Here is a 22,502-nt window from a genome sequence, read left to right on the forward strand (position 1 = left end):
GCGTTCGACGAGGACACACAAGAGCGCGACGGTGGACGGCGTCTCATCCCAACAGCGCGGAAGGGCGACTCAGCCCAGAAGCGTCAACACGAGATACGTCACGGTGAGCATTATCGTCGAATGTTTGACGCCGTCTTTTACCGACCCACCGCCCATCATGCCACCGACCAGTCCCGAGAGCGTCGACTGTATCAACGCGGTGTGGAAGAACACCAACCGATAGGCGTCCTCGTCACCGCCCGTGAACCCTCCGAGGACGCTCGGTGCGTTCTGTGCGAGGTCGCCCTCGACGGCCCCACTATCCGGAAGGTTCGGGATGAGGACGAAGTCGAGGGCGACGATGACGATGAGGAAGACGACGAAGGAGACGTAGATGACGACGAGGTAGGTGAACATCTCCTGTCGCCGCTGGCGGCGGAGTCGCTTGTCAGCACGGGCCTGTTCGGCGGCGATGCGGAGCACCGGCCCGATTTCGTTCGAGGCTCGCATCGCGTTCGTGATGAGCGTGACGACCCGGGTGACCGAGGGCGTCCGAACGCGCGTCTCGAAGCGGTCCAGCGCCTGTGCGACGGTCGCCCCCCACTGGATGTCCCGCCAGATGCGGTCGACCTCCTCGTCGAGGGCGCCGATATCGCTGCGTCGAACCCGGTCGAACGAGGAGACGACGGCGATACCCGCCTCGTTGAGACTCGCCAACCGTTCCAGCAGGTCTGGGACGGCCTCTTCGAGGCGTCGAAGCCGCCGTTGCTTGATTTCGTAGACGACCGCGAACGTCCCCATGAGGAAGATGGCCGCTTGCACCAGTAAATCGTCCAACAGTCCTACCTCGATGGCGCCGTCGACGACTACCGAGGGCGCCCGGTATGCAGTCACCAGCACCGCAATCGGAACGGTGACGACGAAGACCAGTGTCGGTCGCTGGATGACCGACTGCAGTGGGGCAGTAATCGTCTCGCGAATCGACCGGAGGCGGTCGTAGGCACGCAGACGCTGGTGGTTGGTTTCGGAGTTCGGATAGTTGTAGCCGCCGTCGGATTCGATGCCGACGTGTTCGACAGTCACGTTCGACTCCGCCTGGAGGATTCGGCTGCTGCTCCCGGTCGTCTGTAGCGGTTGCAGCACCTCGATGAGGTACGCGAGAAACAGGAGGTTCCCCGCCGGGAGGACGACGTACGCGATTGCGCGCATGAGAAACAGCGTATCGCCGGCGGTCAACCCGATGATGAGGAGGATAGTCACCAAAAACAGCATCCCGGCGACGACGGTGGTGACGTACACTTCCGCGGTCGTCGCGAGCAAATCGAGGATTTCCTCCTGCTGTTCTTCGGCCTCCTCGCGGTACCGTTCGTACTGCTCTCTGAGGAACTCCGAGATGTTCCGTCCGCTCTGGAGGACACTGGAGAGGTTCTCCGCGAACTGCTCGAACTGCTCGGAGGGCGTCCGCTGGGAGAGGTCCCCGATTGCCGACACGAGGTCGACGTTGAACAAATCGATGTTGCGGACGGCGACGCCGACCTCGGCGGCCCCTTCACCGAAGACGCCCTCGTTTCGCGACAGCGCTCGCATCACGTCCGGAAACGCCATCCCGCCGCGGGTCAGGGCGTACACGAACGCGACCATTCGCGGCATCCCGGCGTCTATCTGCCGTCGCCGGGTGTCCGCCCGGAGCGACGGAATCCGCCAGCGAACGGCGTAGGCACCGCCCGCTGCGAGTAATCCGACGAGACTGCTCGTCGCCAGCAACACGACGAACACGAAGCCGTCGAACACCTCGATGCCGAACGTCGCCCCCGGGAGTTCCGAGAGAACCGGTACGTCGGCGATGCCGTCGAAGAGCCCCAGCGAGGGCACCGTAATCGTCGTCGAAATCCCCACCTCCCGAAGCACGGCCAACAGGCCGACGCCGACGTACACGCCGAGGATACCGCCGGCCATCGCCGAACCGAAGACGTACAGGTACGTCTTGGCGGTGTACTCCCGGTACGGCGTTCCGATGGCGGCGCTGCGGAGCAACCGCTCGCGTCTGACGCTCGGTTCGATGCTCTTGCCGTCGAACAGCCTGAAACTGGTTCGTGACAACAGCGACGAGAGCCCCTCGCTGTACGGCGTCGCGAGGAACACCCCCACGAGTGCGAGCGCTCCGAGCAGCGGGAGAAACTCCAGCATCTATTGGCTCGGCGTCTCGACGGCGTCGGCATCCATTTGGGTCGCCTCGATTCGGTCGATGACCTCCTCGGGGGTCGCGTAGTAGCGGTTCACCATCGCCGTGAACTCCTGGTACTGGTTTACTCCCTGCTCCCAGAGGTACTTCAGGAACGTCCGGCGGCGCTGCATCTCCCGGAGCAGTTCGGATTGGGACCACCCTCGCTCCTCGCGTATCTCGTCGAGTAGCTGCTTGTTCCCCTCCCGGAAGGAGTCGTTGGCGGAGTTCCACTCGTAGGCACCGGTGTAGTCGAGTTCACCCGTCCGCTGGTCGATGCCCTCGATTTCGGCGATGGCGTCCGCCCGGCGAACCCGCTCGCCGCCGAAGCGAGCGAGCGTCTGGACACACAGCACGTCCAGCGACTGAACCATCGGCCGCGGAACGTTGATGGGTTCGTTCTCCAGTCGGTTGATGACCGTCTGTACCGAGTCCGCGTGCATCGTCGACAGCGTCGTGTGGCCGGTGTTCATCGCCTGAAACAGCGTAATCGCCTCCTCGCCACGCACCTCCCCGACGATGATGTACTCCGGGCGGTGCCGGAGGGCACTGCGGAGCAGGTCGTACATCGTCACGTTCGAGGCCTCGTCGAGGCGTTCGCGGGTGACACACGACAGCCAGTTGTCGTGATACAACGCGAGTTCGCGGGTGTCCTCGATGGTGATGAGTTTCGAACGGGGCGGAACGAACATCGAGATGGCGTTCATCGAAGTCGTCTTCCCCGATGCCGTCCCGCCGGCGAAGATGATGTTCTTGTTGTGTTCGATTGCCATCCACAGGTACGCCATCTGATGCAGCGAGTACGTGCCGAACTCCAGGAGGTCGATGGGCGTGAACGGTTCCTCGCTGTACTTCCGGATGGTGAACGCCGACCCGCGTGGTGTCACTTCTTCCCCGAGTGCTAACTCCGCCCGCGAACCGTCCTGGAGGGTCGTCTCGACGACGGGGTTGCCGACGGAGATGTGTCGGCCCGCCTGCTGGGCCATCCGGACGATGTAGTTGTCGAGTTCCTCCTCGGCGAAGGAGATGTTCGTCTCGATGTCCTGATACCCGTCGTGGTAGGCGTACAGCGGGATGTCGTAGCCGTCACAGGAGATGTCCTCAATCGAGGGGTCGTGCATCAGCGGGTCGAGACGGCCGAATCCCTGAAACCGACGGTACAGGTAGTAGTACAGCCGATAGAACCCTGCAACGTCGATTTCCATGCCGTACTTCTCGAGGCGGTTCCGGAGTTCCTCGGCCAACACCTCCTCCGGCGTGCCGTCCCGGGAACTGTACAACAGCGGCGTTCGGACGTCGTCGTACAGCGTCGAGAGGAGTTCGCCCTCGAACCGGTCGAGTTCCGGTTCGATGACGCGGTAGAGGTGTTTGTCGTCGGTGTCGCTGTAGGTCACGACCGCGTAGGCAAACGGCGCGTTCAGCCAGTAGCGCTCGATTTCCCGGTCGTCGAACTGGCGGTCACCGACGACGTTGCCGTGATGACCGGGCTGGTACTGCGTCGCCGGAAGCTGAGAGCCGCTGAACGTCTCCGCCGTCCGACGAATGCTGTTGCGGATGGCTTCGAGCGGACCACCGGCTTGATTGCCTGACATTTGTTAGTACCCTCCTAACGGCAGTTATAACTCCGTTATCGCCGGGTCGGCATAAAACCACGCCGCAACTCGCGGTGTGTCCCGCCGTCGGGCGGCCACGAAACGTCGAGCGTCAGGTTCGTTCGACGACGAGCAACAGCCCGCCCAGCAGGTACATGAAGAGAATCCCGACGGGAACCGTGATGCCGGCGAACCCGGTGAACAGGAAGTACGTCGACGCGGTCAACGGGACTGCCGAGAGAAGCAGCAGCGCACCCATCAGCCGAACGGGGTCGACCGGCGACTCGGCTTCCAGCCGTTCGTCGTAGACGTAGTAGACGGCGCTCAGTGCCAACGCGACGGTGAAGACGGCGGCGGCGAGTATCCACAACTGGTAGCCGAAGGCGACGCCAGCGTTGTCGGGAAACCCCGGCGCGCGATAGACGAGTAGATACGGGGTATCGTACTGTCCGAAGTCGACGCCGGGAATGAACTGGAAGAACAGATAGAGGAAGTGGATGCGGTACAGTCGCAGACCACCTTGGCTCGCATACGAGACGCTCCACGGCAGCAGCGCACACAGCCACGCGGACAGCACCGCGAGTTCACCGGCGTACTCCGAGCGGACCCACATACCACCTCACCCACGCGGGGGCAAATAAAAGATACCGCATGACGGTCGCCGAACGATTCGTTTCGATGAGTGTGTACTGAACGTCTGACGCTGGCGTTACGTTCATCACTACGGCGACCCTACGTCGTAGTAGCAAAGGGATGCGGCGTGACTACTTCACTCTGACCGTCGACGGGATGGACGCGGACGACCCACAGCGGCCGGTCGTCACGATTACCTACGAGGGACCGGTCGGTCAGCTCGAATCGAGGCTGACCAAAGCCGACAGCGTACTCGAAAGCGACGAAATCGACGTCGCCTTCCGGCTCAAAGAGCCGCTGGACTCCGATGAGGCCAACGGCGTCGTCGCCATCGCCGACCGCGTCACCGGCGAGTACGTCTTCGAACTCAACGCCACGGCCGGCGACGTGTTCTCCTTCGTCGAAGCCGCCCGCGAGTTCGGCCAGCGAAGCGACTCCGAAAGCCGATACCGAATCGTCCTCGAAACCGAAGACGAACACCTCGCGACCTACGACAAGTCCACACTGCTCGTCTACGACGCCGACGGCGACCTCCTCCGCGGGCAGAGTCTGATTCCCAGCGGCGTCGAACTGTAAGAGCCGTTTTTACCCGGCGAGAAAGCGACCGAAGAGATTACTGGACGAGGCCGGCGACGACCCGTGATTCGGCCTTCCGGAGGTGCTCGTCGACCGTCGACGGCGCACAGCCGAGGTTGTCGGCGATGTCCTTGTGGGTGGCTTTGCGCGGAACGTCGTAGTACCCCTCCTCGATGGCCGTCTCGAACACTTCGAGCTGTCGGTCGGTCAGCGGCGACAGCAGGTCCTCCGAGCCCGGGACGTACGTGCCGGCGTCACCGACCGAGAACTCGAGGGCGTCCGGTATCGCTCCGAGTGCCCCACGGAGGTTTTCGTGTGTTCCGACGAGCGTCGCTCGCAGTCCCTCGTCGGTGAACTCCAGCGGCGTGTCGATGATGAGCGCGTACTCGTGGGCGATGTCCAACAACGCGTTGCCGTGGGTCGTCGAGTCCGCCTGGATGAACGCGTGGTACCCCTCGCCGACGATGTCGACGACCTCGTGGTCGTGGACCGACGGCTGGTCGTCGAGGGCGTCTCCGAAGGCGTCGCCGTCGCCGACGACGCGGTACAGCAGTACGGTCGTCCCGTCGGCGCGGGAGTCGACGTGTAAAAGCGACTCCCGGGAGACGGCGTCGTGGCCGGCCACGAACTCGTCGATGGGGTGAATCGCCCGTTCCGTGGGTGAGATATCGAGCTTGAGGTATTTCATGGGGTCTCCGCTCTACCGAGTTCGGGGCCGTGTTGGGGATTTAAGCTTCTGACAAAACCATCCAAACGAAGCCGGCGTCGGGAAACCCAGAGCGGAAACGCTTTTGGGACGGGTCACCGAGTGGCCCGTATGGACTGGCCCCACGACCCCGACGGCGAGGAAGGCTCCGAGGGGATGCGCAAGTACGGGCAGGCGATACTCGCGAAGAAACTGGACGAAGAGGAGGGATTCCCCCTCTCGAAAGCCGACTTCGTCGAGGAACACGGCGACGAGCCGATTCGACTGAACCATCAACGCGTCGTCAGCGTCGACGACATCTTCGAACACGTCGAGGAAGACGAATTCGAGGACATCGTCGCGTTCCACAAAGCCGTCGGGCGCGCGATGCGCTCGGCGGGGATGTGGGAAGTCGAACTCTCGAAGGGCGCCTGAGGTCCGCAACCCACGGTTTTCTCCGCGGCATGCCACGTCTCTAGCACTGCCGTCGTGGATGGTAAGGCAAATACCGGCGCGTCGAGAATCGTCTGGCGTGACGAACACGCAGGTAACGCTCATCCAGATAGACAACTACGGACCGTGGACTGTCACGCCGGAGCCACGCCGCGAAGTCGACCTCCAGACGCTGCAGTCACGACTGTACGCCGACCTCTCACAGCTGTTCGGCAACCGGGAGGGGTACGTCTTCTTCACCCGCTTCGACAACATGGTCGCAGTGACGAACGGCCTCGACGCCGACGCCCACGCCCTGATTCAGGAGTCCGTCGGCAACCGCTATCCGGTGTCGATTAGCTTGAGCATCGCCGTCGACGCTGCGCCCGCGGAGGCCCTCGGGGTCGCAACGGACCAACTGCAGGACGCCGGCAGCGCACAGGACCGCGGCCGAACCGAGGTGCTCCGTGGTGAGCCACTCGCCGACGACGAACGCACCGACGACGACGTCCAAATCGCTCACTTCGACGTCAACGACGCGACGGGGAAGTACACCGACCAGCTCAACGAGTTCGACTCCTTCATCAACATCGAACAGGGGTACGCCGAGTTGATGCGCTACATGCGGAAGGCACACGACTCGCTGTCCTTCTTCGTCGGTGGCGACAACATCATCGCCGTCTGCGATGCCGTCGACCGCGAGGGGTACGCCGATGCCATCGAACACGTCCACGAGACCGTCGGTGTCGACCTGAAGGTCGGCGTCGGGACCGCCAAGACCGCCCAATCCGCTGGCATGGCCGCTAAACACGCCCTCGAGACGTGCCGCGAAGAGAACACCGACGTGGAGTTCGGTCACTGAGTACGGCTGTATTGCTGACGATACGCCATGATTCGCCCTGGGAATCGCGCCCAAGGGGCGCATCTTTATAACGTATCAGTTTATATAGGAACCCGGTATGCAACGCAACGTACAACGACGTGACGTGCTGAAGGGTGTTGGTGCAGCAGGCGCCACCATCACTCTCGCTGGCTGTATCGGTGGAAACGGTAACGGAAACGGCAACGGCAATGGGAACGGCAACGGGAACGGAAACGGTGGCCGAGCGCTCAAGCAGGGCGTCCTCCTGCCGCTGACCGGCGACCTCAGTAACCTCGGGCAGCCGATTCGCGACGGAGCCATTCTTCCCGCCGCCGAACTCGAAGGGGCGACCAGCTACACCATCGACATCCAAGAGGAGGACACGGAGACGAACCCGCAGGCGGGTATCTCCGGTGCCGACGCGCTCGTCGACGCCGGCTATCCGGCCGTCACGGGACCGGCGTCCTCGGGTGTGAACATGCAGGTGACCCAACAGTCGCTCATTCCGAACTCGACGGTCGGTGTCTCGCCGTCCTCGACGTCGCCGGCGGTCACGGACCTCGACGACGACGACTACATCTACCGAACCTGTCCCTCCGACGCCCTGCAGGGGCCGGTCATCGCTCAGGTCGGCGCCGAGACACTCGGCCAGAGTGACGCCGCGACGTTGTACACCAACAACGACTACGGCCAGGCGCTATCGAACGCGTTCACCGCTGCCTTCGAAGACGAATACGATGGCGAAGTGAAACAGCAAGTCTCCTTCGAGCAACAGCAGAATTCGTACTCCTCGCAGTTGGAGTCCGCGCTCAACGACAGCCCCGGACTGCTCGTCGTCATCGGCTATCCCGAATCCGGCAACCAGCTGTTCCGCGACTACTACAGCGACTTCGATTCGGGCGAGGACATCGTCGTCACCGACGGTCTCATCGACAACGAACTTCCCGACAACGTCGACAACGACATGGGCAACGTCACGGGGACGGCACCGAAGTCCAGCGGTCCCGGACTGGAGAACTTCACGGAACTCTACGAAGAGGAGTACGACCGCGCACCCGGCGTGTTCAACGCTCACGCCTACGACGCGACGGCCGTCTGTCTGCTCGCCAACGTCTACGCGGGCGAAAACGACGGGACGGCGATTCGCGACAACATGCGAGCAGCCGCCAACCCCGAGGGTGAGGAGTTCGGTCCCGGCGAACTCGCGGAGGCCATCGAGGCCGCCGACGCCGGCGACGAGATTAACTACCAGGGTGCGTCCTCGTCGGTCGACTTCGACGAAAACGGCGACATGAAGGCCGTTTCCTACGGTATCTACGAGGTCGAAGACCGCGACTTCGTCGAGGTCGACAGCGTCAATCTCGGCGGGTAATCCCGGAGCGCAAAAATCGATTTTTTAGCGGCGACGACCCAATCGCGATCTACCCGCCGAGGAACTCCTGTCGGACCTGCTGGTCGTTCAGGAGTGCATCGCCGGAGTCCATGAACCGGTTTTGGCCCTGTACGAGCACGTAGCCACGGTCACAGCGCCGCAACGCCTCCTTGGCGTTCTGTTCGACCATGAGGACGGCTGTGCCCGCCTCGTTGATGCGGTCGATGCGGTCGAACATGTCTTCGACGAGGTCGGGCGCCAACCCCGCCGAGGGCTCGTCGAGCATGAGCAAATCGGGGTCCAACATGAGCGCCCGCCCCATCGCGAGCATCTGCTGTTGGCCGCCCGACATCGTGCCGGCCTTCTGTCCCTTGCGCTCTTCGAGGATGGGGAACCGCTCGAACACCTCGTCGAGGCGCTCCTGTGGGACCTCGTCGAGGATGTACGCTCCCATCTCGAGGTTCTCCAGCACCGACAGCGACGAGAAGATATTGTCGGACTGAGGAACGTACCCCAACCCGAGGTGGATGATGTCCTCCGGCATCCGACCGGTGATGTCGCTGCCGTCGAACTCGACGGTACCGCCCATGACGTTCGTGAGTCCGAATATCGACTTCATCACCGTCGACTTCCCGGCACCGTTCGGGCCGACGATGGTGACGTATTCGCCGTCCTCGACGTTCATGTCGACCTCCTCGAGGATTTTGAGGTCACCGTAGCCGGCATCGAGGTCGCCGACCTGCAGGAGGCTGTCCTCGGACGTGGTGAAGTTCGTCGCGTTGACGTCCGCGTCGGTCACGTCGCGTTGGTCGCCGGTGCCCGAACTCATACGTCCTCACCTAGGTATGCCTCGATGACCTGTTCGTTGTTCTTGATGTCCTCGGGCGACCCCTCCGCGAGGAGTTTGCCCTGGTGCATGACGATGACGCGTTCGCAGTTCTCCATGATGAGGTCCATGTCGTGTTCGACGAGCAGGAACGTGTATCCCTGCTCGCGTAAGTCGTGTATTCTGTCGAGTAGTTTCTCCTCCAGCGAGGGGTTGACGCCGGCGAACGGTTCGTCCAACAGCAGCATATCGGGGTCGACCATCAGCGCACGCGCGAGTTCGAGCAGCTTTCGCTGGCCGCCCGAGAGGTTGCCCGCGTACTCCTCGGCGAGGTGGTCGATTTCGAAGAACTCCAGGGTTTCCCAGACCTCCTCACGGAGGTCGGTCTCCTGGGCGACCACGTCGTCGCGGAGACCGGGCGTGACCGCGTTGACCAGTTTCTCGCCACGCTGGCCGCGAGGTGAGAGCATCATGTTTTCGAGAACGGTCATCTCTTCGAGTTCGCGGGCGATTTGGAACGTCCGAACGAGACCGCGGTTGGCGATTTCGTACGGCTTCAGGCCGGTGATGTCCTCGCCTTGGAACAACACCGCGCCCCCGTCGGCGTCGTGGACGCCCGTGATGCAGTTGAAGGTCGTCGACTTGCCGGCGCCGTTGGGGCCGATAAGCCCCGTCAGCGACCCCTCCTCGACTTCGAAGGAGACGCCGTCGACGGCGGTGATACCGCCGAAGCGCTTTTCGAGCCCCTGAACCCGCAGCGGGAGTCCCCGCGGCGTCTCTTGGGCAGCTTTCTCGATGTCGCTGTCTTCGACCTCGGGTAGTTCGTCGGGGTCTTTACCCTGCGGGGCCGGCGTGTCGGTGGCGTCACTCATCGGACTCACCTCCGTCTGCCGCCGCCGACTCCCGCTTCCGCGGCGTGCGGTCGCTGAGGTCGATGCTCGCGGCGATTTCCTTCCGGTGGCCCAAGAGGCCATCCGAGCGGTTCTGCATCAGATACACCAACACCGCCCCGAGGAAGACGAACTTCAGCGTCGAGACGTTGTCGATGGTGTAGCCGAGCCACGCCAGGGGGTTCAGCGACACCACCGCGGCGTAGAACGTGGTCGGCGACGGGAGCGACCCGAAGACCGACGTGACGAGCACTTCGACGATTCGGGCGAGTTGCCGCGGCCCCTCGAAGAGGAACGCGGCGAAGACCGCCCCACCGATGACGCTGCCGGTGTTCGAGCCGGCGCCGCCGACGATGAGCGCCGTGAATATGTAGAACGTCACAATCGGTCGGAACGTGTTGGGGTTGACGAAGCCGAAAGAGCCTTGCCAGAGGATGCCGCCGAGGCCCATCAGCGCACAACCGACCATGAACACCTTGACCTTGAACCAGCGGGTGTCTTTCCCGAGCGATTGGGCGACGAGTTCGTCCTCTCGGATTGCCTTCAGCACGCGACCGAACGGCGAATTGCCGATACGGACCAACAGCACGTAGTACAGGGTTACGACGACGAGCAACAGGAAGAACGAGTACGTAGCGCCGTTGACGACGCTGGAGTTGACGCCGACGGATTCGGCAGCAGCGTAGACGGCCGACCCCAACGCGTTGGGGTCACCGCTCGGACCGTACAGGAGGTCACCAAGCGAGGTCGTCGAGTAGAGGAAATCCGCAGGCGAGGACGTCGGCGTGTTGATGCCTTGTCCCCCACCGGTACCGAACTGGATACCGAAGATATCGACGACGTTGTAGCCGCTCGCTTCGGGGTCCTGTACCGTCCCGGCGAAGTAACTCGCGTTGAGGACGAGGCGGATGATTTCGGAGAACCCGACGGTGACGATTGCGAGGTAGTCAGCATCGAGTTGCAGCGCTGGAAGCGCCGCGATCCCGCCGACGAGGGCGGTGATGGCGACGGCACCGACGACGGCGACCGGAATCGGGAGTCCGAGGCCGGGCGGGGAGCCGGTCGCCGGGGCCGCGAGAATCGACATCGAGTAGACGCCGACGGCCATGAACCCCGCGATACCGATGTTGAACAGACCGGTGTACCCCCAATGGAGGTTCAGCGCCAGGGCCATGATGGCGTAAACCGCGATAAGGAACGTGATGTTCTGGAGGCTGTTCGCGACTGCTGGCAGTATCGCTGCGTTGTTCGCGATTGCGAGGAACGTCTGTGCGAGAATGTAGAGGAGGTAGGTGAAAAGCAGGACTCCGGCGATGAGTTGTCTGTCGCTCTCCTTGACGGAGTCGGGAACCGCTCCCCACGCGCGTTGTGCGACACTCATGCTGTTTTCACCCCGCCGAAGAGACCCTCGGGTCGGTACAGCAACACGAGAATCATCACGGAGAACGCCGCCACGCGAGCGAAGTCGGAGGGAATCCACACGAGCGAGACTCGGGAGGCGATGCCGATGACGATGCCGCCGGCCATCGCGCCGTAGACACTCCCAATACCGCCCAAGATGACGCCGGCGAAGATGAGAAGCAGGAGCCGCCAACCGATGTTGAAGCTGAGCGTCCCGCGTTCGAGGACGATGAGAAAGCCTGCGATGCCAGCGAGGGCGCCGCCGATAATCCACGTCGCGCGGATGACGCGTTCCGTGGGGATGCCAGTGACCTGTGCGAGGTCCTTGTTGTCGGCCATCGCACGCATCGCTTTGCCGAGTTTGGTCCGCTGGAGCAGGAAGTGGATGCCGAACATCAACACGACGGCCGCGACGATGAGCGTCCCCTCGTGAAGGTTCATCGGAATCGTTCCGTCGCCAGTCGGAATCGCCACCTCCGGAATCGAGCCGGTGGCGGTCACGCCACGGGACCCGGTTCCGAAAATGAATACGATGGCGTAGCGGAGCGCGAGTGCGACCCCGATGGATGCGATGAGAAGCGGGATACCACCTTTATCGCGCATCGGTCGGTACACGATGCGGTCGAGAAACAGTGCGGTGAGTACGGCGCCGAGTCCCGCGAGGATAATGCCAACGACGATTGCCAGCGGCGAACTGAACGCCGAGACGAGCGACGGTGCCTGAATCATCAGGAGTCGACCGATGGGTTCCTCGACACCCAACGTGAAGGCGCCGACGAGGTACGCCGCAATCCAGCCGCTGAACGCACCGGTGGTGACGTAGTCCCCGTGTGCGAAGTTCGCGAAGTTGAGAATGCTGTACGTCATCGAAAGCCCGACGCCGGCGAGGCCGACGACGAGGCCGACGATTAATCCGTCGAGAAGGAACCGACCGAACGTCGAAACGGCGAGTGTGCCACCGATGACCTCGACGCCCATGAGTTCGACCGGAACGTTTGCGAGTCGTAACATGAGGTCGACGAACAGATACAGAAGTGCGACCCCGAGTAGGCCGACCGCCGGTCGCTCGACGAGGAGCCGTCTACCGTCCGAATATGTCTCAGCTACGTCCATGGCTCTTTTTCACGCAGTACCTTCGGAATTCGGAGCACTAAATAAACCGGCGGTACCGACCAACGCGGTTGTAATGAACCCTCGGAGATGCACGGCAGTCGACGGTACTCGACGGCAACAGACGACGCCGACCGCGAGTGGGGTTGGGGGAGAACAAAACGCCTATGCGGGCGCCGTGGGCACGGGGAGATATGATACGGACGCTCGACGACCTCGACGCCGAGGGTAAGGCGCTCGGGGTTCGCGTCGACATCAACAGTCCGATTGACGGGGACGGACTCGCCGACGACGCCCGGATTCGCGCCCACGTAGACACCATCGAAGAACTGTGTCGCCGCGGGGGTCGCGTCGCCTTGCTCGCCCATCAGGGTCGGCCCGGCGGCGACGACTTCTCTGACCTCTCGACCCACGCCGAACGGTTGGACGAACTCCTCGAGGCGCCGGTCGGCTACTGTGACGCCACCTTCACTGCGGCCGCACGCGAACGCGTGGCCGACCTCGACGACGGCGAGGTCGTTCTTCTGGAGAACACCCGTTTTTACTCCGAGGAGTACATGTCCTTCGACCCCGCCGAAGCCGCCGAGACGTATCTCGTCGAGAAACTCGTCCCCGCACTCGATGCCTACGTCAACGACGCCTTCGCGGCCTCTCACCGTCGACAGCCCTCTATCGTCGGCTTTCCGAAAGTGCTCCCCTCCTACGCCGGCCGCGTCATGGAACGCGAACTGGACGTGCTCGGCAACATCTCAGAGAGCCCGGAACCGCGCGTGTACGTCCTCGGCGGCGCGAAGGTGGACGACTCCATCGAGGTCGCTCGGTCGGTACTCGAACGCGGCCTCGCCGACTCGGTGCTTACCGCCGGCATCGTCGGCAACGCCTTCTTACTCGCCGACGGCGTCTCTCTCGGGGCAGCCTCGGCGGCCGTCGTCAACGAGCGGAGCCACGACGCCGTGAAGGGCGCCGGCGACCTCCTCGACGACTTCAGCCACCGCATCTACATGCCACGGGACGTGGCCATCGAGCGGAACGGCGAACGCGTCGAACTCGACCTCGAGGACCTCCCCGCCGAGAACCCCGCGATGGACATCGGTGCTCGGACGCTGGCCGCCTACGCCGACATCCTCGAAGACGCGGGAACGGCCATCCTCAACGGCCCCGCGGGCGTCTACGAAGACGACCGCTTCGAGCTGGGTACCCGAGAGCTGTACACCGCGGCCACGCGCTCGGAGATGAGCATCGTCGGCGGCGGCGACACGGCCGCTGCGCTGCGACGCCTCGGCGTCGGCGGGTTCGACCACGTCTCCACCGGCGGCGGCGCCGCACTCAACATGTTGACCGGCGGGTCGCTCATCGGCGTCGACGTGTTGAACGACCAGTCGTGACCGCGACGTGTCCGTCGGACGTGACCATCGGGGGTGCCGAAAGCGACGACGCCGCCCGACTGGCCGACATCTGGGTCGACCTCGCGACGGACCAGCGGGCACACGGTTCGAACCTCCTTCCAGCGGAGAACCGCAACCGGGTCCGTGAGGCGATGCTCCAGCATATCGTCACGGATACCGTTCTCGTGGCTCGACGCGAGGGCACAATCGTCGGCTTCGTCACGTTCGGCAGAGAAACCGAGCATTACGAGCAGGACGTCCACCGCGGCGTCGTCCACAACATCTACGTCACCGAGGGCAACCGCGGGGCGGGAATCGGAGCCGCGCTGCTGGCCCGCGCTGAGGCGGCGCTTTCGGAGATGGGCGTCGACGCCGTTGCGCTGCAGGCAATGGCGAAAAACGACGACGCCCGTCGGTTCTACCGACGGCACGGCTACCACCCCCACCGAGTCGAGTTCGAAAAGTCGACCGAAAGCGACACTCTCACTACGGGCGACGAATAAGACGCGAACGCGCCAGGGGAGCTTGGGTGGTTCAAGCACCCGACTTGTAATCGGGAGTTCGAGGGTTCAAATCCCTCCCCTGGCTTGTTTTCTCGCGTTCGAAGCCCCCAAAAGGCTGTTTTCAGCACTTCAGAGAAGTCAGTGTAATGAGTACCTCACAACGTCTCCTCGGTCGGCCGTTTTGAATAGCGCGGACGTTTTCATTTCTTGGGAAGTACCCACTCGGATTTGATTTAGAGGAATAATCGTTTAGTATGTCTAAGAGGGCTTCTTGGCGTCAGCGAACATCGAACTACAACATGTGGAGTCGGCGGAATTACCTCGTGGCGACAGTCGGGGTAGCAGCACTAAGCGGGTGTACGGGAGACACTGGTAACGGGACAACCGAACCGGAAGGCGAGGAAGAAGAGGAAGAAGGGGAAGGAGAGGAAGAACGACCAGAGGGAGTCTCAGCGGAGGAATTCGAAAGCGGCCCCGTGCCTGACGTGTACATGTCTGCGACATCGCTGGGAAACGAACAACGCAATCCCGACGAGTTAAGCTCGAAATCGGACGTCGGCTTCTCCGAATACGAGGAGGCTCTGGAGAACGACGCACACCAGCCTGGGACGTGCTGTGCGAACTGTGCCGACTACATCGTGGACAAGAACGGAGACACGTTCGGTGCCTGTGTGGAGGTCGAGGGGTACATCGACGGTGCGGACTGGTGTGTGATTTACGAGGCGTTGCCCGAACCTGAAGTCCCCGAGGGGATGTCCGAAGCGGAGCTTGCGACAGCCGAGGTGCCTGAGGAGTACCGGACGGCGAGTTCGCAGGCTGGTGAGGAACGCAATCCCGACGAACTGCAGAGTCAAGAAGCCGTGAGCCTGATGGAGTCCGTCGATGCCATCGCGGACGGGCCCGCTCAACCGGGACAATCATGTGGGAACTGTGCGGAATTTATCCCGGACGAGAACGGCGACATGTGGGGCGCCTGTGCGAAGGTTGAGGGGTACATCGCAGTCGAAGATTGGTGTACTATCTGGGAACACGTCAGCGAAGAGGCCTGAGTGCCGTCGTGAGAGACGGAGTCACGATTCGAGGGCAGGAACCGACGACCGCGAACGGAGGCGGACCGTCTCCGGGCGAACCCGGAGCGGTCGGACGCCGACGGCAGCACGACGGTGGTAATGGTTATCCGTAGTGTCGGCGCCCATCGTTCATTAGGACCCGAGCAGCCTAATTCCCTTGCCACGTATTGACGGGTGATTAAACGTGTCTGCTCGGTCAGAGCGGAATCGGTTCGGTTTTGAACGCGGCCGGCGGAGTCGACGGTATGACAACGGACGACGACCAACCGGAGATACCCATCGTCTGTTCGGACTGCGGGACGCGGACGAAGATACCGTTCTCGGAGGTCGAAGACGCGGTCGCACGTCACAACGAACAGCTACACGACGGCGACGCCGTCGCGGAGGTCGACCCCGACGTGTTCGACCAACTGGCCGACTACGTCGCCGAAGACCTCGGATTGCTGGAGTAGTCGGGTCGGTTACTCCTCGCTCCGTTCTCCGAACAGTCGCTCCCGAAGCGTTCGATCGTGTTTCTTTTCGGCGATAAGCACCGAACAGTCCACGTCGTTGAGGACTCCGAGGACTAGCGAATCGCTGGCGAGACGGGAGATGACGCCACGTCCGGCAGCGCCGATGACCAACAGCGTGGCGTCCTCGGCCGCCTCGGCGATAGCGGGTTCGACCGGTCCGGTCTCAGGCCGGAGGATGGCGTCTTCGAGGTCGTGCTCGGCGGCCCACGACTGGAGGAACTCGCGGGCTTCCTCGCGGTCGCCGGCGGCGTGGAACAGCGTCACTTCGGCGTCGAACTCCGATTGGAACACCTTCGCGACGGCCGCCGAGAGGTCGGAGTTCGGCCCACCGGCAGTCGGCAGGAGGATACGCGAGGGGTCGAAGCCACGGTCCCGGAACACGAGGAAGTCACACGGCAGGGAGTTGGCGAGTTCGTCGACGAGTCCCTCGCTGCGGTGTGGTGCGTCGTGGGAGCGTTCTCCCCATCCCATGATGGTGAGGTCGGCGCCGTAGCGCCGGGCAGCGTCGAACACCTCCTCGAACCGCCGGTGTGAGAGGACGGTGTGGGTCTCGATGTCTGCGCCGAACGTTTCGGCGTCCGCGCGGGCGTCCTCGAGTATCTGACGCGCTGCTTCGTGGTCGCCCTGTTCGCGGGCCGCCGCAAGCGAGGTCTGGTCGGGGACCTGCTCGATGTGGACGGCGACGACGGTTCCGTCACGCTCGTTGGCGATGGCGCTTGCGAGGGTGATGAGTTCGGTCTCGTGTTCGGGGTTCGCCAGCGGCACCATCACGCGGAAGCTATCGCCTTCTGGCCGGACTGACGTAGCCGCCGACACCGCCGCGTCCGGGAGGTCCTCCGAGCGGTCGAGTATCCACGAGGCGAGAACGCCTGTCGATTCGACGCGGCTTCGTGCGTACACCAGATACCAGACGGCTGCGAAGGCGACGAACGCAACGGAGAGGACGATAACGCGCCACTCGATGTAGGCGATGAGCGCAAAAGAGACGACCGCGCCCACAATCGGAACGACGGGGTAAAGCGGTACTTCGAAGTCCGGGTCGTAGCCCGGCGGGTCGGCCTCCCGCATGACGATGAGCGCGAGGTTCAACAGGCCGTAAACGATTAGGTGAAGCACCGACCCCGCGGTCGCGAGCAGTTCGAGGTTCCCAACGAGCAGAAAAACGATGATGAGCGCTCCGGTGACGGCGATGGACTTGTACGGGGTTCCGAAACGGGGGTGGATATCGTTGAGTTCCGGGGTGATAATCTTCTCTCGACCCATCGCGAAGTTGATTCGTGACGACGAGAGAATGGAGGCGTTTGCCGAAGAGGCAGTCGCCAACAGCCCGCCGAGCAAGAGCAGTCCCGCACCGAGCGTTCCCAATCCGATACCGAAGATTCCGTACTGGCCGAAGAGGAGTCGGGCGGCATCAACGACGGCGGTGTCGTTGCCGGCGACGAGTTCGTTCGGGACGGCCGCGAGCAACACCAAGAGGAACAGCGCGTAGACGACGGTAACGATAACGACGCTGCCGATGACGGCCCGCGGAAGGTTCCGACCAGGGTCTTTGATTTCCTCGGCGACGGACGTAATCTGGACGAATCCGAGATAGGAGACGAAGACGATGGCGGTCACCGGCAGTACTTCCGATGTCGTCCCGGGTGGAGCCAGCGGACGAAGGCTCTGGAGGTCCGCGTTGAACAGGCCGACGAGGGTGAACAGCCCCAGAATACCGAGCAACAGGAGGACGATGACGTTCTGGAGGCCGCCGGTCTCCTTGGCGCCGGCGTAGTTGACGCCGATGAACAGCAGCGCACCGATGAGACCGATAGTTTGGGCCGCGGACAGCGACAGCGGACCCAACGCGAGTGCGGGTGCGCCCACCAGCGTGTTGACGTACTCACCGAAGCCGTACATGTAGAACGCCGAGGCGAAGGCCAGCCCCATCCAGTTGGCCCACCCGCTGATGGACCCGAACAGCGGACCGAGCGCGCGATTGATGTAGAAGTACGCGCCGCCGGACTTCGGCATCGCGGTACCGAGTTCGGAGGCAGAAAGCGCGGTGAACAGCGCGATAATACCGCCGAGGACGAACGTGGCCGCGGCGAGCGGTCCGGCCCGCATGACGGCGGTCCCGGGGAGGACGAAGATACCAGCACCAATCATCGTCCCGATACCGATGGTCAACGCGGCGAGCGGCCCGAGGTCCTTCGCGAGTTCCTCGTCGCTCATCGGTCACCCGAACGCCCGCATCCACGGTTCATCCCTGTTACGGAGACGACTAGGTTCGGCATACTCGCCCTGAGGACTCGACGCGGTTTATATCTCACCAACTGCGAGCGAGGCGTGTGAGGAGCTCCCAAGTAAAGTCCGTTCTCAGAGCCTGAAAAATCGAGCGCCGTTTAAGCGATTTCGGAACTAACCTTCTGGTATGCATCTGGCCGCGAAGACTGGGTTGTTCGTGCTTACGGCCGTGGTGGTGGCATCGGTCGCCCTCGCCGTAACGTATCTCGGAACGACACTTGCCTAAAGCCGGAAGAGGAGGTTCGATTAGGCGGTCACGTCGGCGAGCGTCTGGACGCCCCGGATTTCGAATCTCGCGCCGCTGTTGGCGCCCTCGGCCGCGGAGATTTCCCAGCCGTGGGCCTCGGCGATGCTCTGGACGATAGCGAGGCCGAGACCGGTGCCGTCGTCGCCGGTCGTGTAGCCCGCTTCGAAAATCTCGTCGCGTTTGTGTTCGGGGATGCCGGGGCCGTCGTCTTCGACGTAGAACCCCTCGTCGTCGAGCATGCCGACGCGAATTGTGGCGTCGTCGCCGCCGTGTTCGATGGCGTTCCGGAAGAGGTTCTCGAACAGTCGCCGAAGGCGTTCGCTGTCGGCGGTCACGGCCGGCAGGTCGTCGTACTCCACTTGCGCCCACATCTCGTCGACGCTTCCCCACGCGAGTTGGACGACCTCTTCGAGTTCGACGCGCTCGAACTCGTCGACGTCTTTGCCCTGTCGGGCCAGCGTCAACACTTCCTCGATGAGCCGTTCCATCCGTTCGAGCGACTCCTCGGCGGTTTCGAGTTGGTCGGCGTCGTCCTCGCGGCTCTTTGCCATTCCGATGTTGCCGATGGCGACGTTCAGCGGGTTCCGGAGGTCGTGGCTGACGACCGAGGCGAACGCCTCGAGTTGCTTGTTCCGCCGTTCGAGCCCCTCGACGTGTTCGCGCTCCTCGCTTCGGTCGGCGACGACGAGGACGTAGCCGAGCAGCGACTCCTCACCCTCTACCGCCGAGAGGGTGCCCGACCCGTAGAACGTCGTTCCGTCGGCACACTGGAACTCGCCATCGATGTCCACGCCGTCGGTTCTGAGCGCCCGCTGGAGGTGCTGTTTGGCCTCCTTGTCGTCGTCTTCGGGGTACAGCGCGTCGAGACGGGCGCCGACGATGTCGGCGTCGGCGTAGCCGAATATCTCTGCTGCGCCGTCGCTCCACTCCTCGATGTACCCTTCGGGGTCCAGGCGGGCGACCGCGAATCCGTGTGCGGCGTCGAGAGTCCCTTCGGCGACGGCCACCCGTTCGGAGAGCTCTTCGACCGTGTTCCTACGTCTCGTGTCGACGAACGCGGCGGCGGCGGCGCCCGCGGTACCGACCGAGGCGACCGCGGCGACGACCAAAAGCGGGTCGAGCGGGGCGCCGAACGCTCGCGTTCGAAGCAACACTGCGTCGGCCGCCCCACCGACCGCGAAACCGCCGACGACGGTCCACAGGAGGATGCGACCCGCGTCGCGGAGAGCGTGGTGACGCGGTAGCCCAGCGTCAACAGCACGCCCCCGGCGAGGAACATCGGTGCGAGCGCGAGTACGAAAATCGGGTCGATGGTCTCGGCAGCCGTGGCTCGCTGTCCAGCCACGCCGATGGCGACGACGCCACCGAGCGCCAGGAGGATACCGACCGGAACTGCATCCAGGGAGCGTTCCATCGACACGTGTTTCCGCGCCATACGGTATAATGGCTCGCATCGGATAACGATTCGACCCGCATCTGCGGTCGAAAGGGCTTTTCACCACCGGGTTCCCCCAACGGTATGGTCGAACCGACGGTCCAGTTGGTCGCTGCCGTCGCCGTCGGAGCCCTCGCCGTGGCTGTCGCCGGCTGGATGGAGAGTCTCCCGTTCTCGGAGGCCACAGTCCCCGCGACGGGGCCGTGGACCGTCGCTGCCGGCGGTGTCGTCGTCGCTGCGGAAGTCGGCGTCTACGACGGGGTTCCGTTCCTCACGGTGCCGACGCTGTTGGTGAGCCTCCTCGTCGTCGCACTCGGAATCTGGTTTGCCTTCACCGGAATCGCGGAACTCCGAAAGCGGCCACACAGCGAGCGATATCTCGCAGCGTCGGGGACCGGGACAGCGGCGGTGGTCCTCGGTGGGCTACTGTACACTGCCCCCGCAGTGTCGGCGGTCCGTCTCGCATGGATTGCGTTGGCCGTTGTCGCCGCCCCCGTCGTCGCCGTCGGTCCCTATTTCGTCTTGTCGTTGGTCTACACCGACGCGGTTGCTCGACTCCGGTTCGCGGGACTGTACGCGGTCGCGGCCGTCGTCTTCGACGGCGTCGCCTCGGCCATCGCCACGGAGACGCTCAAAACCGGCCGCGAAGCGGTCGTGACCTCGTGGCTGTCCCTTACTGCCGAAGCAGCCGGCGTCTCGCCGTCGGGCTGGCAACTCCTCGCGGCACACGCGTTTGTCGGCGTCCTCGCCGTCGCGGCGCTCGGTCGAATCGGACGGTGGCGGCCCGCCGTGGGCTACGCCGGCACCGCCGTTCTGTCGGTCACTGCGTTGGGTTCCGGGGCGGCCGTCCTGCTTTCGGCGGTGCTGTTCGGGTAGCGACGCGTCGTCCGTGACTGCGTCGATGGGGCGGTTTCTTCACGGGCGCGGCCGATGCAGCGACAACGCATGCAGATACGAGATACCGTCGGGACTGGGTTCGCGCTCCTCGTCGGGGCGTTGGTCGGCGTCGTCCTCTCGGCCCCCGCCCTGCCTCGGACGGTTCCGTTCGGCGTGACCACGATTACGGTGAGTCCCGCGGGCGCCGCGCTGTTGGCCGGCTCGTTCGTGGTGTTGGTCGTTCCGATGGTGATGCTCCTGTTGTACCTACTCGTCGCCGGGAGCGAACGATGACGCGGGCGCGAAACCTCGGACTCTTCGTCGCGCTGGCGGGACTGTGGGGACTGTCTTTCCCGGCGATTCGAGCCGGTCTGCCGTCGCTGCCGCCGCTTCTGTTCGCTGCGGCCCGATACGACGTCGGCGGGGTGCTCCTGTTGGCCTTCCTCGTCGCTCGGGGCATCGAGTGGCAGCCACGGACACGGGAGGACGGCCTCGCCATCCTCGTCGCCGGGGCGTTTCTCATCGCTGGCAACAGCCTGCTGTTCGTCGGCCAGCAGTCGATACCCAGCGGCATCGCCTCGATACTGTACGGTCTCGTCCCCATCCTGACGACGGGCTTCGCTGCGGCGTTCCTCCCGGAGGAACCCATCGGCATCCGGCGAATCGCCGGCGTCGTCGTCGGCCTCCTCGGCGTCGGCATCATCGCGCGACCGGACCCCGAGAACCTCCTCACCGCCGAACTCGTCGGAGTGGCGTTCGTCGTCGCCGCGGCCGGAAGCGTCGCGTTGGGGAGCGTCCTCCTGCGGAATCGCCGACCGACGCTCGGAACCGCCGGAATGACGGCGTGGGCGATGATTGTCGGTGGGCTCATGCTCCACGGCGGAAGCCTCGCCATCGGCGAGCGTGCCGCAGACGTGACGCCGTCGCTCGTCGCCGTCGCCGCCGTCGTCTACCTCGGCGTCTTCGCCAGCGCCATCGCCTACGTCATCTACTTCACGTTGCTTGCTCGCTTCGGCCCGCTGGAAATCAATCTCGTCTCCTACGTCGTCCCGGTGTTCGCGACGGCGGGCGGGGTCGTCCTGCTCGACGAGACCGTGTCGCTGCCGATGGTCGGCGGGTTCGCTCTCATAACGGGCGGGTTCGTCGTCTTGAAGGCTCGCACTATCGCTGAAGAACTCGATGGGTAAAATCGACCGTGAACGGCGAACTACTCGAGGAGTCTAAAATCGTTGCTACCACACTGACAGTTGGGGTTTCCGACCGCGTGGACGCCTCCACCGGGTCGGACCTCCACCGGTTGGATGGAATCGCATTTCTCACAGATGCCGATTCCATGCCTCGCCTCGTCGGTACTCGACATACGCGTTACAACTCGGTCCGCTGTCTAAGTGATGTGTTATCATACACCGTCCGAGTCCGGCAGAAAATTTAAATAACAGAACGGGCTCTCAGAACACTCGGGTCCAAAAAAACGGATACCAGGTGTCGTCAGTCGAGGACGACCAGCGGGTCGCCCTGGTTGACCGACTGTCCTTCCTCGATGGCGACTTCCTTGACCGTGCCGCCGAGTTCGGCGATGACGTCGTTTTCCATCTTCATCGCTTCGAGC

Annotated in this window: 23 protein-coding genes and 1 tRNA gene; 12 read left to right on the forward strand and 12 right to left on the reverse strand. The window is 63.6% G+C overall.

The window, feature by feature from the left end:
* Positions 1-69: 69 nt before the first annotated feature.
* From GJ631_RS09270 to GJ631_RS09280, 3 genes are all read right to left on the reverse strand, one after another.
* Complete coding sequence (locus GJ631_RS09270; protein WP_156708884.1) at positions 70-2,166, reverse strand: type II secretion system F family protein; 2,097 nt, start codon at positions 2,164-2,166, stop codon at positions 70-72.
* Entirely contained in the window at positions 2,167-3,792 is a 1,626-nt protein-coding gene (locus tag GJ631_RS09275) for a type II/IV secretion system ATPase subunit (RefSeq protein ID WP_156708885.1), read from the reverse strand. It abuts the gene before it with no gap.
* Between the two features lie 112 nt (positions 3,793-3,904).
* On the reverse strand, positions 3,905-4,405 hold the full coding sequence (locus tag GJ631_RS09280; protein WP_156708886.1) for a hypothetical protein: 501 nt from the start codon (positions 4,403-4,405) through the stop codon (positions 3,905-3,907).
* 140 nt (positions 4,406-4,545) lie between these two features.
* On the opposite strand from GJ631_RS09280, the gene GJ631_RS09285 reads away from it, so the two are divergent.
* Positions 4,546-5,001: a DUF5793 family protein gene (locus GJ631_RS09285; RefSeq protein WP_156708887.1), complete on the forward strand. Its 456-nt coding sequence runs from the start codon at positions 4,546-4,548 to the stop codon at positions 4,999-5,001.
* A 37-nt stretch (positions 5,002-5,038) separates the two neighbouring features.
* Here GJ631_RS09285 and GJ631_RS09290 read toward each other — a convergent pair whose 3' ends face one another.
* Positions 5,039-5,689 carry a helix-turn-helix domain-containing protein gene (locus tag GJ631_RS09290; RefSeq protein ID WP_156708888.1) on the reverse strand — a complete coding sequence of 217 codons (651 nt, stop codon included), beginning with the start codon at positions 5,687-5,689 and terminating at the stop codon, positions 5,039-5,041.
* A gap of 129 nt (positions 5,690-5,818) precedes the next feature.
* Between GJ631_RS09290 and GJ631_RS09295 the strand changes: the two genes are divergently transcribed.
* From GJ631_RS09295 to GJ631_RS09305, 3 genes are all read left to right on the forward strand, one after another.
* Complete coding sequence (locus GJ631_RS09295) at positions 5,819-6,121, forward strand: DUF5785 family protein (RefSeq protein WP_156708889.1); 303 nt, start codon at positions 5,819-5,821, stop codon at positions 6,119-6,121.
* Between the two features lie 97 nt (positions 6,122-6,218).
* Positions 6,219-6,980, forward strand: a complete 762-nt coding sequence (locus GJ631_RS09300) for a GTP cyclohydrolase III (RefSeq protein WP_370518618.1) — start codon at positions 6,219-6,221, stop codon at positions 6,978-6,980.
* A gap of 97 nt (positions 6,981-7,077) precedes the next feature.
* Positions 7,078-8,352 carry an ABC transporter substrate-binding protein gene (locus tag GJ631_RS09305; protein WP_156708891.1) on the forward strand — a complete coding sequence of 425 codons (1,275 nt, stop codon included), beginning with the start codon at positions 7,078-7,080 and terminating at the stop codon, positions 8,350-8,352.
* A gap of 49 nt (positions 8,353-8,401) precedes the next feature.
* Here the strand turns inward: GJ631_RS09305 and GJ631_RS09310 are convergent, their stop codons facing one another.
* Genes GJ631_RS09310 through GJ631_RS09325 form a run of 4 tightly spaced genes read right to left on the reverse strand, consistent with a single transcriptional unit; the run spans position 8,402 to position 12,582 of the window.
* The gene (locus GJ631_RS09310; protein WP_156708892.1) at positions 8,402-9,181 is read right to left on the reverse strand and encodes an ABC transporter ATP-binding protein; all 780 of its coding nucleotides are present in this window, start codon (positions 9,179-9,181) and stop codon (positions 8,402-8,404) included.
* Positions 9,178-10,050 carry an ABC transporter ATP-binding protein gene (locus GJ631_RS09315; RefSeq protein ID WP_156708893.1) on the reverse strand — a complete coding sequence of 291 codons (873 nt, stop codon included), beginning with the start codon at positions 10,048-10,050 and terminating at the stop codon, positions 9,178-9,180. Before GJ631_RS09315 ends, GJ631_RS09310 begins: the two co-directional genes overlap by 4 nt.
* The gene (locus GJ631_RS09320; protein ID WP_156708894.1) at positions 10,043-11,449 is read right to left on the reverse strand and encodes a branched-chain amino acid ABC transporter permease; all 1,407 of its coding nucleotides are present in this window, start codon (positions 11,447-11,449) and stop codon (positions 10,043-10,045) included. The genes GJ631_RS09315 and GJ631_RS09320 overlap by 8 nt, the downstream gene beginning before the upstream one ends.
* The gene (locus GJ631_RS09325) at positions 11,446-12,582 is read right to left on the reverse strand and encodes a branched-chain amino acid ABC transporter permease (protein ID WP_156708895.1); all 1,137 of its coding nucleotides are present in this window, start codon (positions 12,580-12,582) and stop codon (positions 11,446-11,448) included. Before GJ631_RS09325 ends, GJ631_RS09320 begins: the two co-directional genes overlap by 4 nt.
* Positions 12,583-12,773: 191 nt before the next feature.
* Here GJ631_RS09325 and GJ631_RS09330 point away from each other — a divergent pair, with 191 nt between their 5' ends.
* From GJ631_RS09330 to GJ631_RS09345, 4 genes are all read left to right on the forward strand, one after another.
* Positions 12,774-13,964 (forward strand): phosphoglycerate kinase, encoded by a 1,191-nt coding sequence (locus GJ631_RS09330; protein ID WP_156708896.1) that lies wholly within the window; start codon positions 12,774-12,776, stop codon positions 13,962-13,964.
* On the forward strand, positions 13,961-14,467 hold the full coding sequence (locus tag GJ631_RS09335; protein ID WP_370518619.1) for an N-acetyltransferase family protein: 507 nt from the start codon (positions 13,961-13,963) through the stop codon (positions 14,465-14,467). Before GJ631_RS09330 ends, GJ631_RS09335 begins: the two co-directional genes overlap by 4 nt.
* An 11-nt stretch (positions 14,468-14,478) precedes the next feature.
* Positions 14,479-14,552, forward strand: a tRNA-Thr gene (locus GJ631_RS09340).
* Between the two features lie 406 nt (positions 14,553-14,958).
* Positions 14,959-15,516, forward strand: a complete 558-nt coding sequence (locus GJ631_RS09345; RefSeq protein ID WP_197424950.1) for a high-potential iron-sulfur protein — start codon at positions 14,959-14,961, stop codon at positions 15,514-15,516.
* 21 nt (positions 15,517-15,537) lie between these two features.
* Here the strand turns inward: GJ631_RS09345 and GJ631_RS19235 are convergent, their stop codons facing one another.
* On the reverse strand, positions 15,538-15,663 hold the full coding sequence (locus GJ631_RS19235) for a hypothetical protein (protein WP_255453934.1): 126 nt from the start codon (positions 15,661-15,663) through the stop codon (positions 15,538-15,540).
* Between the two features lie 119 nt (positions 15,664-15,782).
* On the opposite strand from GJ631_RS19235, the gene GJ631_RS09350 reads away from it, so the two are divergent.
* Positions 15,783-15,989, forward strand: coding sequence for a hypothetical protein (locus GJ631_RS09350; protein WP_156708898.1), 207 nt, complete (start codon positions 15,783-15,785; stop codon positions 15,987-15,989).
* Positions 15,990-15,998: 9 nt separating this feature from the next.
* Here GJ631_RS09350 and GJ631_RS09355 read toward each other — a convergent pair whose 3' ends face one another.
* Together GJ631_RS09355 and GJ631_RS09360 are read right to left on the reverse strand one after the other, a co-directional pair.
* The gene (locus tag GJ631_RS09355; RefSeq protein ID WP_156708899.1) at positions 15,999-18,263 is read right to left on the reverse strand and encodes an amino acid permease; all 2,265 of its coding nucleotides are present in this window, start codon (positions 18,261-18,263) and stop codon (positions 15,999-16,001) included.
* Positions 18,264-18,581: 318 nt separating this feature from the next.
* Complete coding sequence (locus GJ631_RS09360; RefSeq protein ID WP_197424951.1) at positions 18,582-19,736, reverse strand: PAS domain-containing sensor histidine kinase; 1,155 nt, start codon at positions 19,734-19,736, stop codon at positions 18,582-18,584.
* Positions 19,737-20,101: 365 nt separating this feature from the next.
* Here GJ631_RS09360 and GJ631_RS09365 point away from each other — a divergent pair, with 365 nt between their 5' ends.
* Genes GJ631_RS09365 through GJ631_RS09375 form a run of 3 tightly spaced genes read left to right on the forward strand, consistent with a single transcriptional unit; the run spans position 20,102 to position 22,080 of the window.
* The gene (locus GJ631_RS09365) at positions 20,102-20,893 is read left to right on the forward strand and encodes a hypothetical protein (protein WP_156708901.1); all 792 of its coding nucleotides are present in this window, start codon (positions 20,102-20,104) and stop codon (positions 20,891-20,893) included.
* Positions 20,894-20,947: 54 nt separating this feature from the next.
* On the forward strand, positions 20,948-21,187 hold the full coding sequence (locus GJ631_RS09370; RefSeq protein ID WP_156708902.1) for a hypothetical protein: 240 nt from the start codon (positions 20,948-20,950) through the stop codon (positions 21,185-21,187).
* Positions 21,184-22,080 carry a DMT family transporter gene (locus GJ631_RS09375; protein ID WP_156708903.1) on the forward strand — a complete coding sequence of 299 codons (897 nt, stop codon included), beginning with the start codon at positions 21,184-21,186 and terminating at the stop codon, positions 22,078-22,080. The genes GJ631_RS09370 and GJ631_RS09375 overlap by 4 nt, the downstream gene beginning before the upstream one ends.
* A 301-nt stretch (positions 22,081-22,381) precedes the next feature.
* Here GJ631_RS09375 and GJ631_RS09380 read toward each other — a convergent pair.
* On the reverse strand, positions 22,382-22,502 hold a 121-nt coding region (locus tag GJ631_RS09380), incomplete at its 5' end, for a biotin/lipoyl-containing protein (protein WP_156708904.1).

Source organism: Natronomonas sp. CBA1123 (assembly GCF_009741925.1).
GTDB lineage: Archaea > Halobacteriota > Halobacteria > Halobacteriales > Haloarculaceae > Natronomonas.

Excerpts from the sequence above, each read along its gene's own strand:
- GJ631_RS09270 (WP_156708884.1), bottom strand. The coding sequence starts at position 2,166 with ATGCTGGAGTTTCTCCCGCTGCTCGGAGCGCTCGCACTCGTGGGGGTG.
- GJ631_RS09275 (WP_156708885.1), bottom strand. The coding sequence starts at position 3,792 with ATGTCAGGCAATCAAGCCGGTGGTCCGCTCGAAGCCATCCGCAACAGC.
- GJ631_RS09280 (WP_156708886.1), bottom strand. The coding sequence starts at position 4,405 with ATGTGGGTCCGCTCGGAGTACGCCGGTGAACTCGCGGTGCTGTCCGCG.
- GJ631_RS09285 (WP_156708887.1), top strand. The coding sequence starts at position 4,546 with ATGCGGCGTGACTACTTCACTCTGACCGTCGACGGGATGGACGCGGAC.
- GJ631_RS09290 (WP_156708888.1), bottom strand. The coding sequence starts at position 5,689 with ATGAAATACCTCAAGCTCGATATCTCACCCACGGAACGGGCGATTCAC.
- GJ631_RS09295 (WP_156708889.1), top strand. The coding sequence starts at position 5,819 with ATGGACTGGCCCCACGACCCCGACGGCGAGGAAGGCTCCGAGGGGATG.
- GJ631_RS09305 (WP_156708891.1), top strand. The coding sequence starts at position 7,078 with ATGCAACGCAACGTACAACGACGTGACGTGCTGAAGGGTGTTGGTGCA.
- GJ631_RS09310 (WP_156708892.1), bottom strand. The coding sequence starts at position 9,181 with ATGAGTTCGGGCACCGGCGACCAACGCGACGTGACCGACGCGGACGTC.
- GJ631_RS09315 (WP_156708893.1), bottom strand. The coding sequence starts at position 10,050 with ATGAGTGACGCCACCGACACGCCGGCCCCGCAGGGTAAAGACCCCGAC.
- GJ631_RS09320 (WP_156708894.1), bottom strand. The coding sequence starts at position 11,449 with ATGAGTGTCGCACAACGCGCGTGGGGAGCGGTTCCCGACTCCGTCAAG.
- GJ631_RS09325 (WP_156708895.1), bottom strand. The coding sequence starts at position 12,582 with ATGGACGTAGCTGAGACATATTCGGACGGTAGACGGCTCCTCGTCGAG.
- GJ631_RS09330 (WP_156708896.1), top strand. The coding sequence starts at position 12,774 with ATGATACGGACGCTCGACGACCTCGACGCCGAGGGTAAGGCGCTCGGG.
- GJ631_RS09345 (WP_197424950.1), top strand. The coding sequence starts at position 14,959 with ATGTCTGCGACATCGCTGGGAAACGAACAACGCAATCCCGACGAGTTA.
- GJ631_RS19235 (WP_255453934.1), bottom strand. The coding sequence starts at position 15,663 with ATGGGCGCCGACACTACGGATAACCATTACCACCGTCGTGCTGCCGTC.
- GJ631_RS09350 (WP_156708898.1), top strand. The coding sequence starts at position 15,783 with ATGACAACGGACGACGACCAACCGGAGATACCCATCGTCTGTTCGGAC.
- GJ631_RS09355 (WP_156708899.1), bottom strand. The coding sequence starts at position 18,263 with ATGAGCGACGAGGAACTCGCGAAGGACCTCGGGCCGCTCGCCGCGTTG.
- GJ631_RS09365 (WP_156708901.1), top strand. The coding sequence starts at position 20,102 with ATGGTCGAACCGACGGTCCAGTTGGTCGCTGCCGTCGCCGTCGGAGCC.
- GJ631_RS09370 (WP_156708902.1), top strand. The coding sequence starts at position 20,948 with ATGCAGCGACAACGCATGCAGATACGAGATACCGTCGGGACTGGGTTC.
- GJ631_RS09375 (WP_156708903.1), top strand. The coding sequence starts at position 21,184 with ATGACGCGGGCGCGAAACCTCGGACTCTTCGTCGCGCTGGCGGGACTG.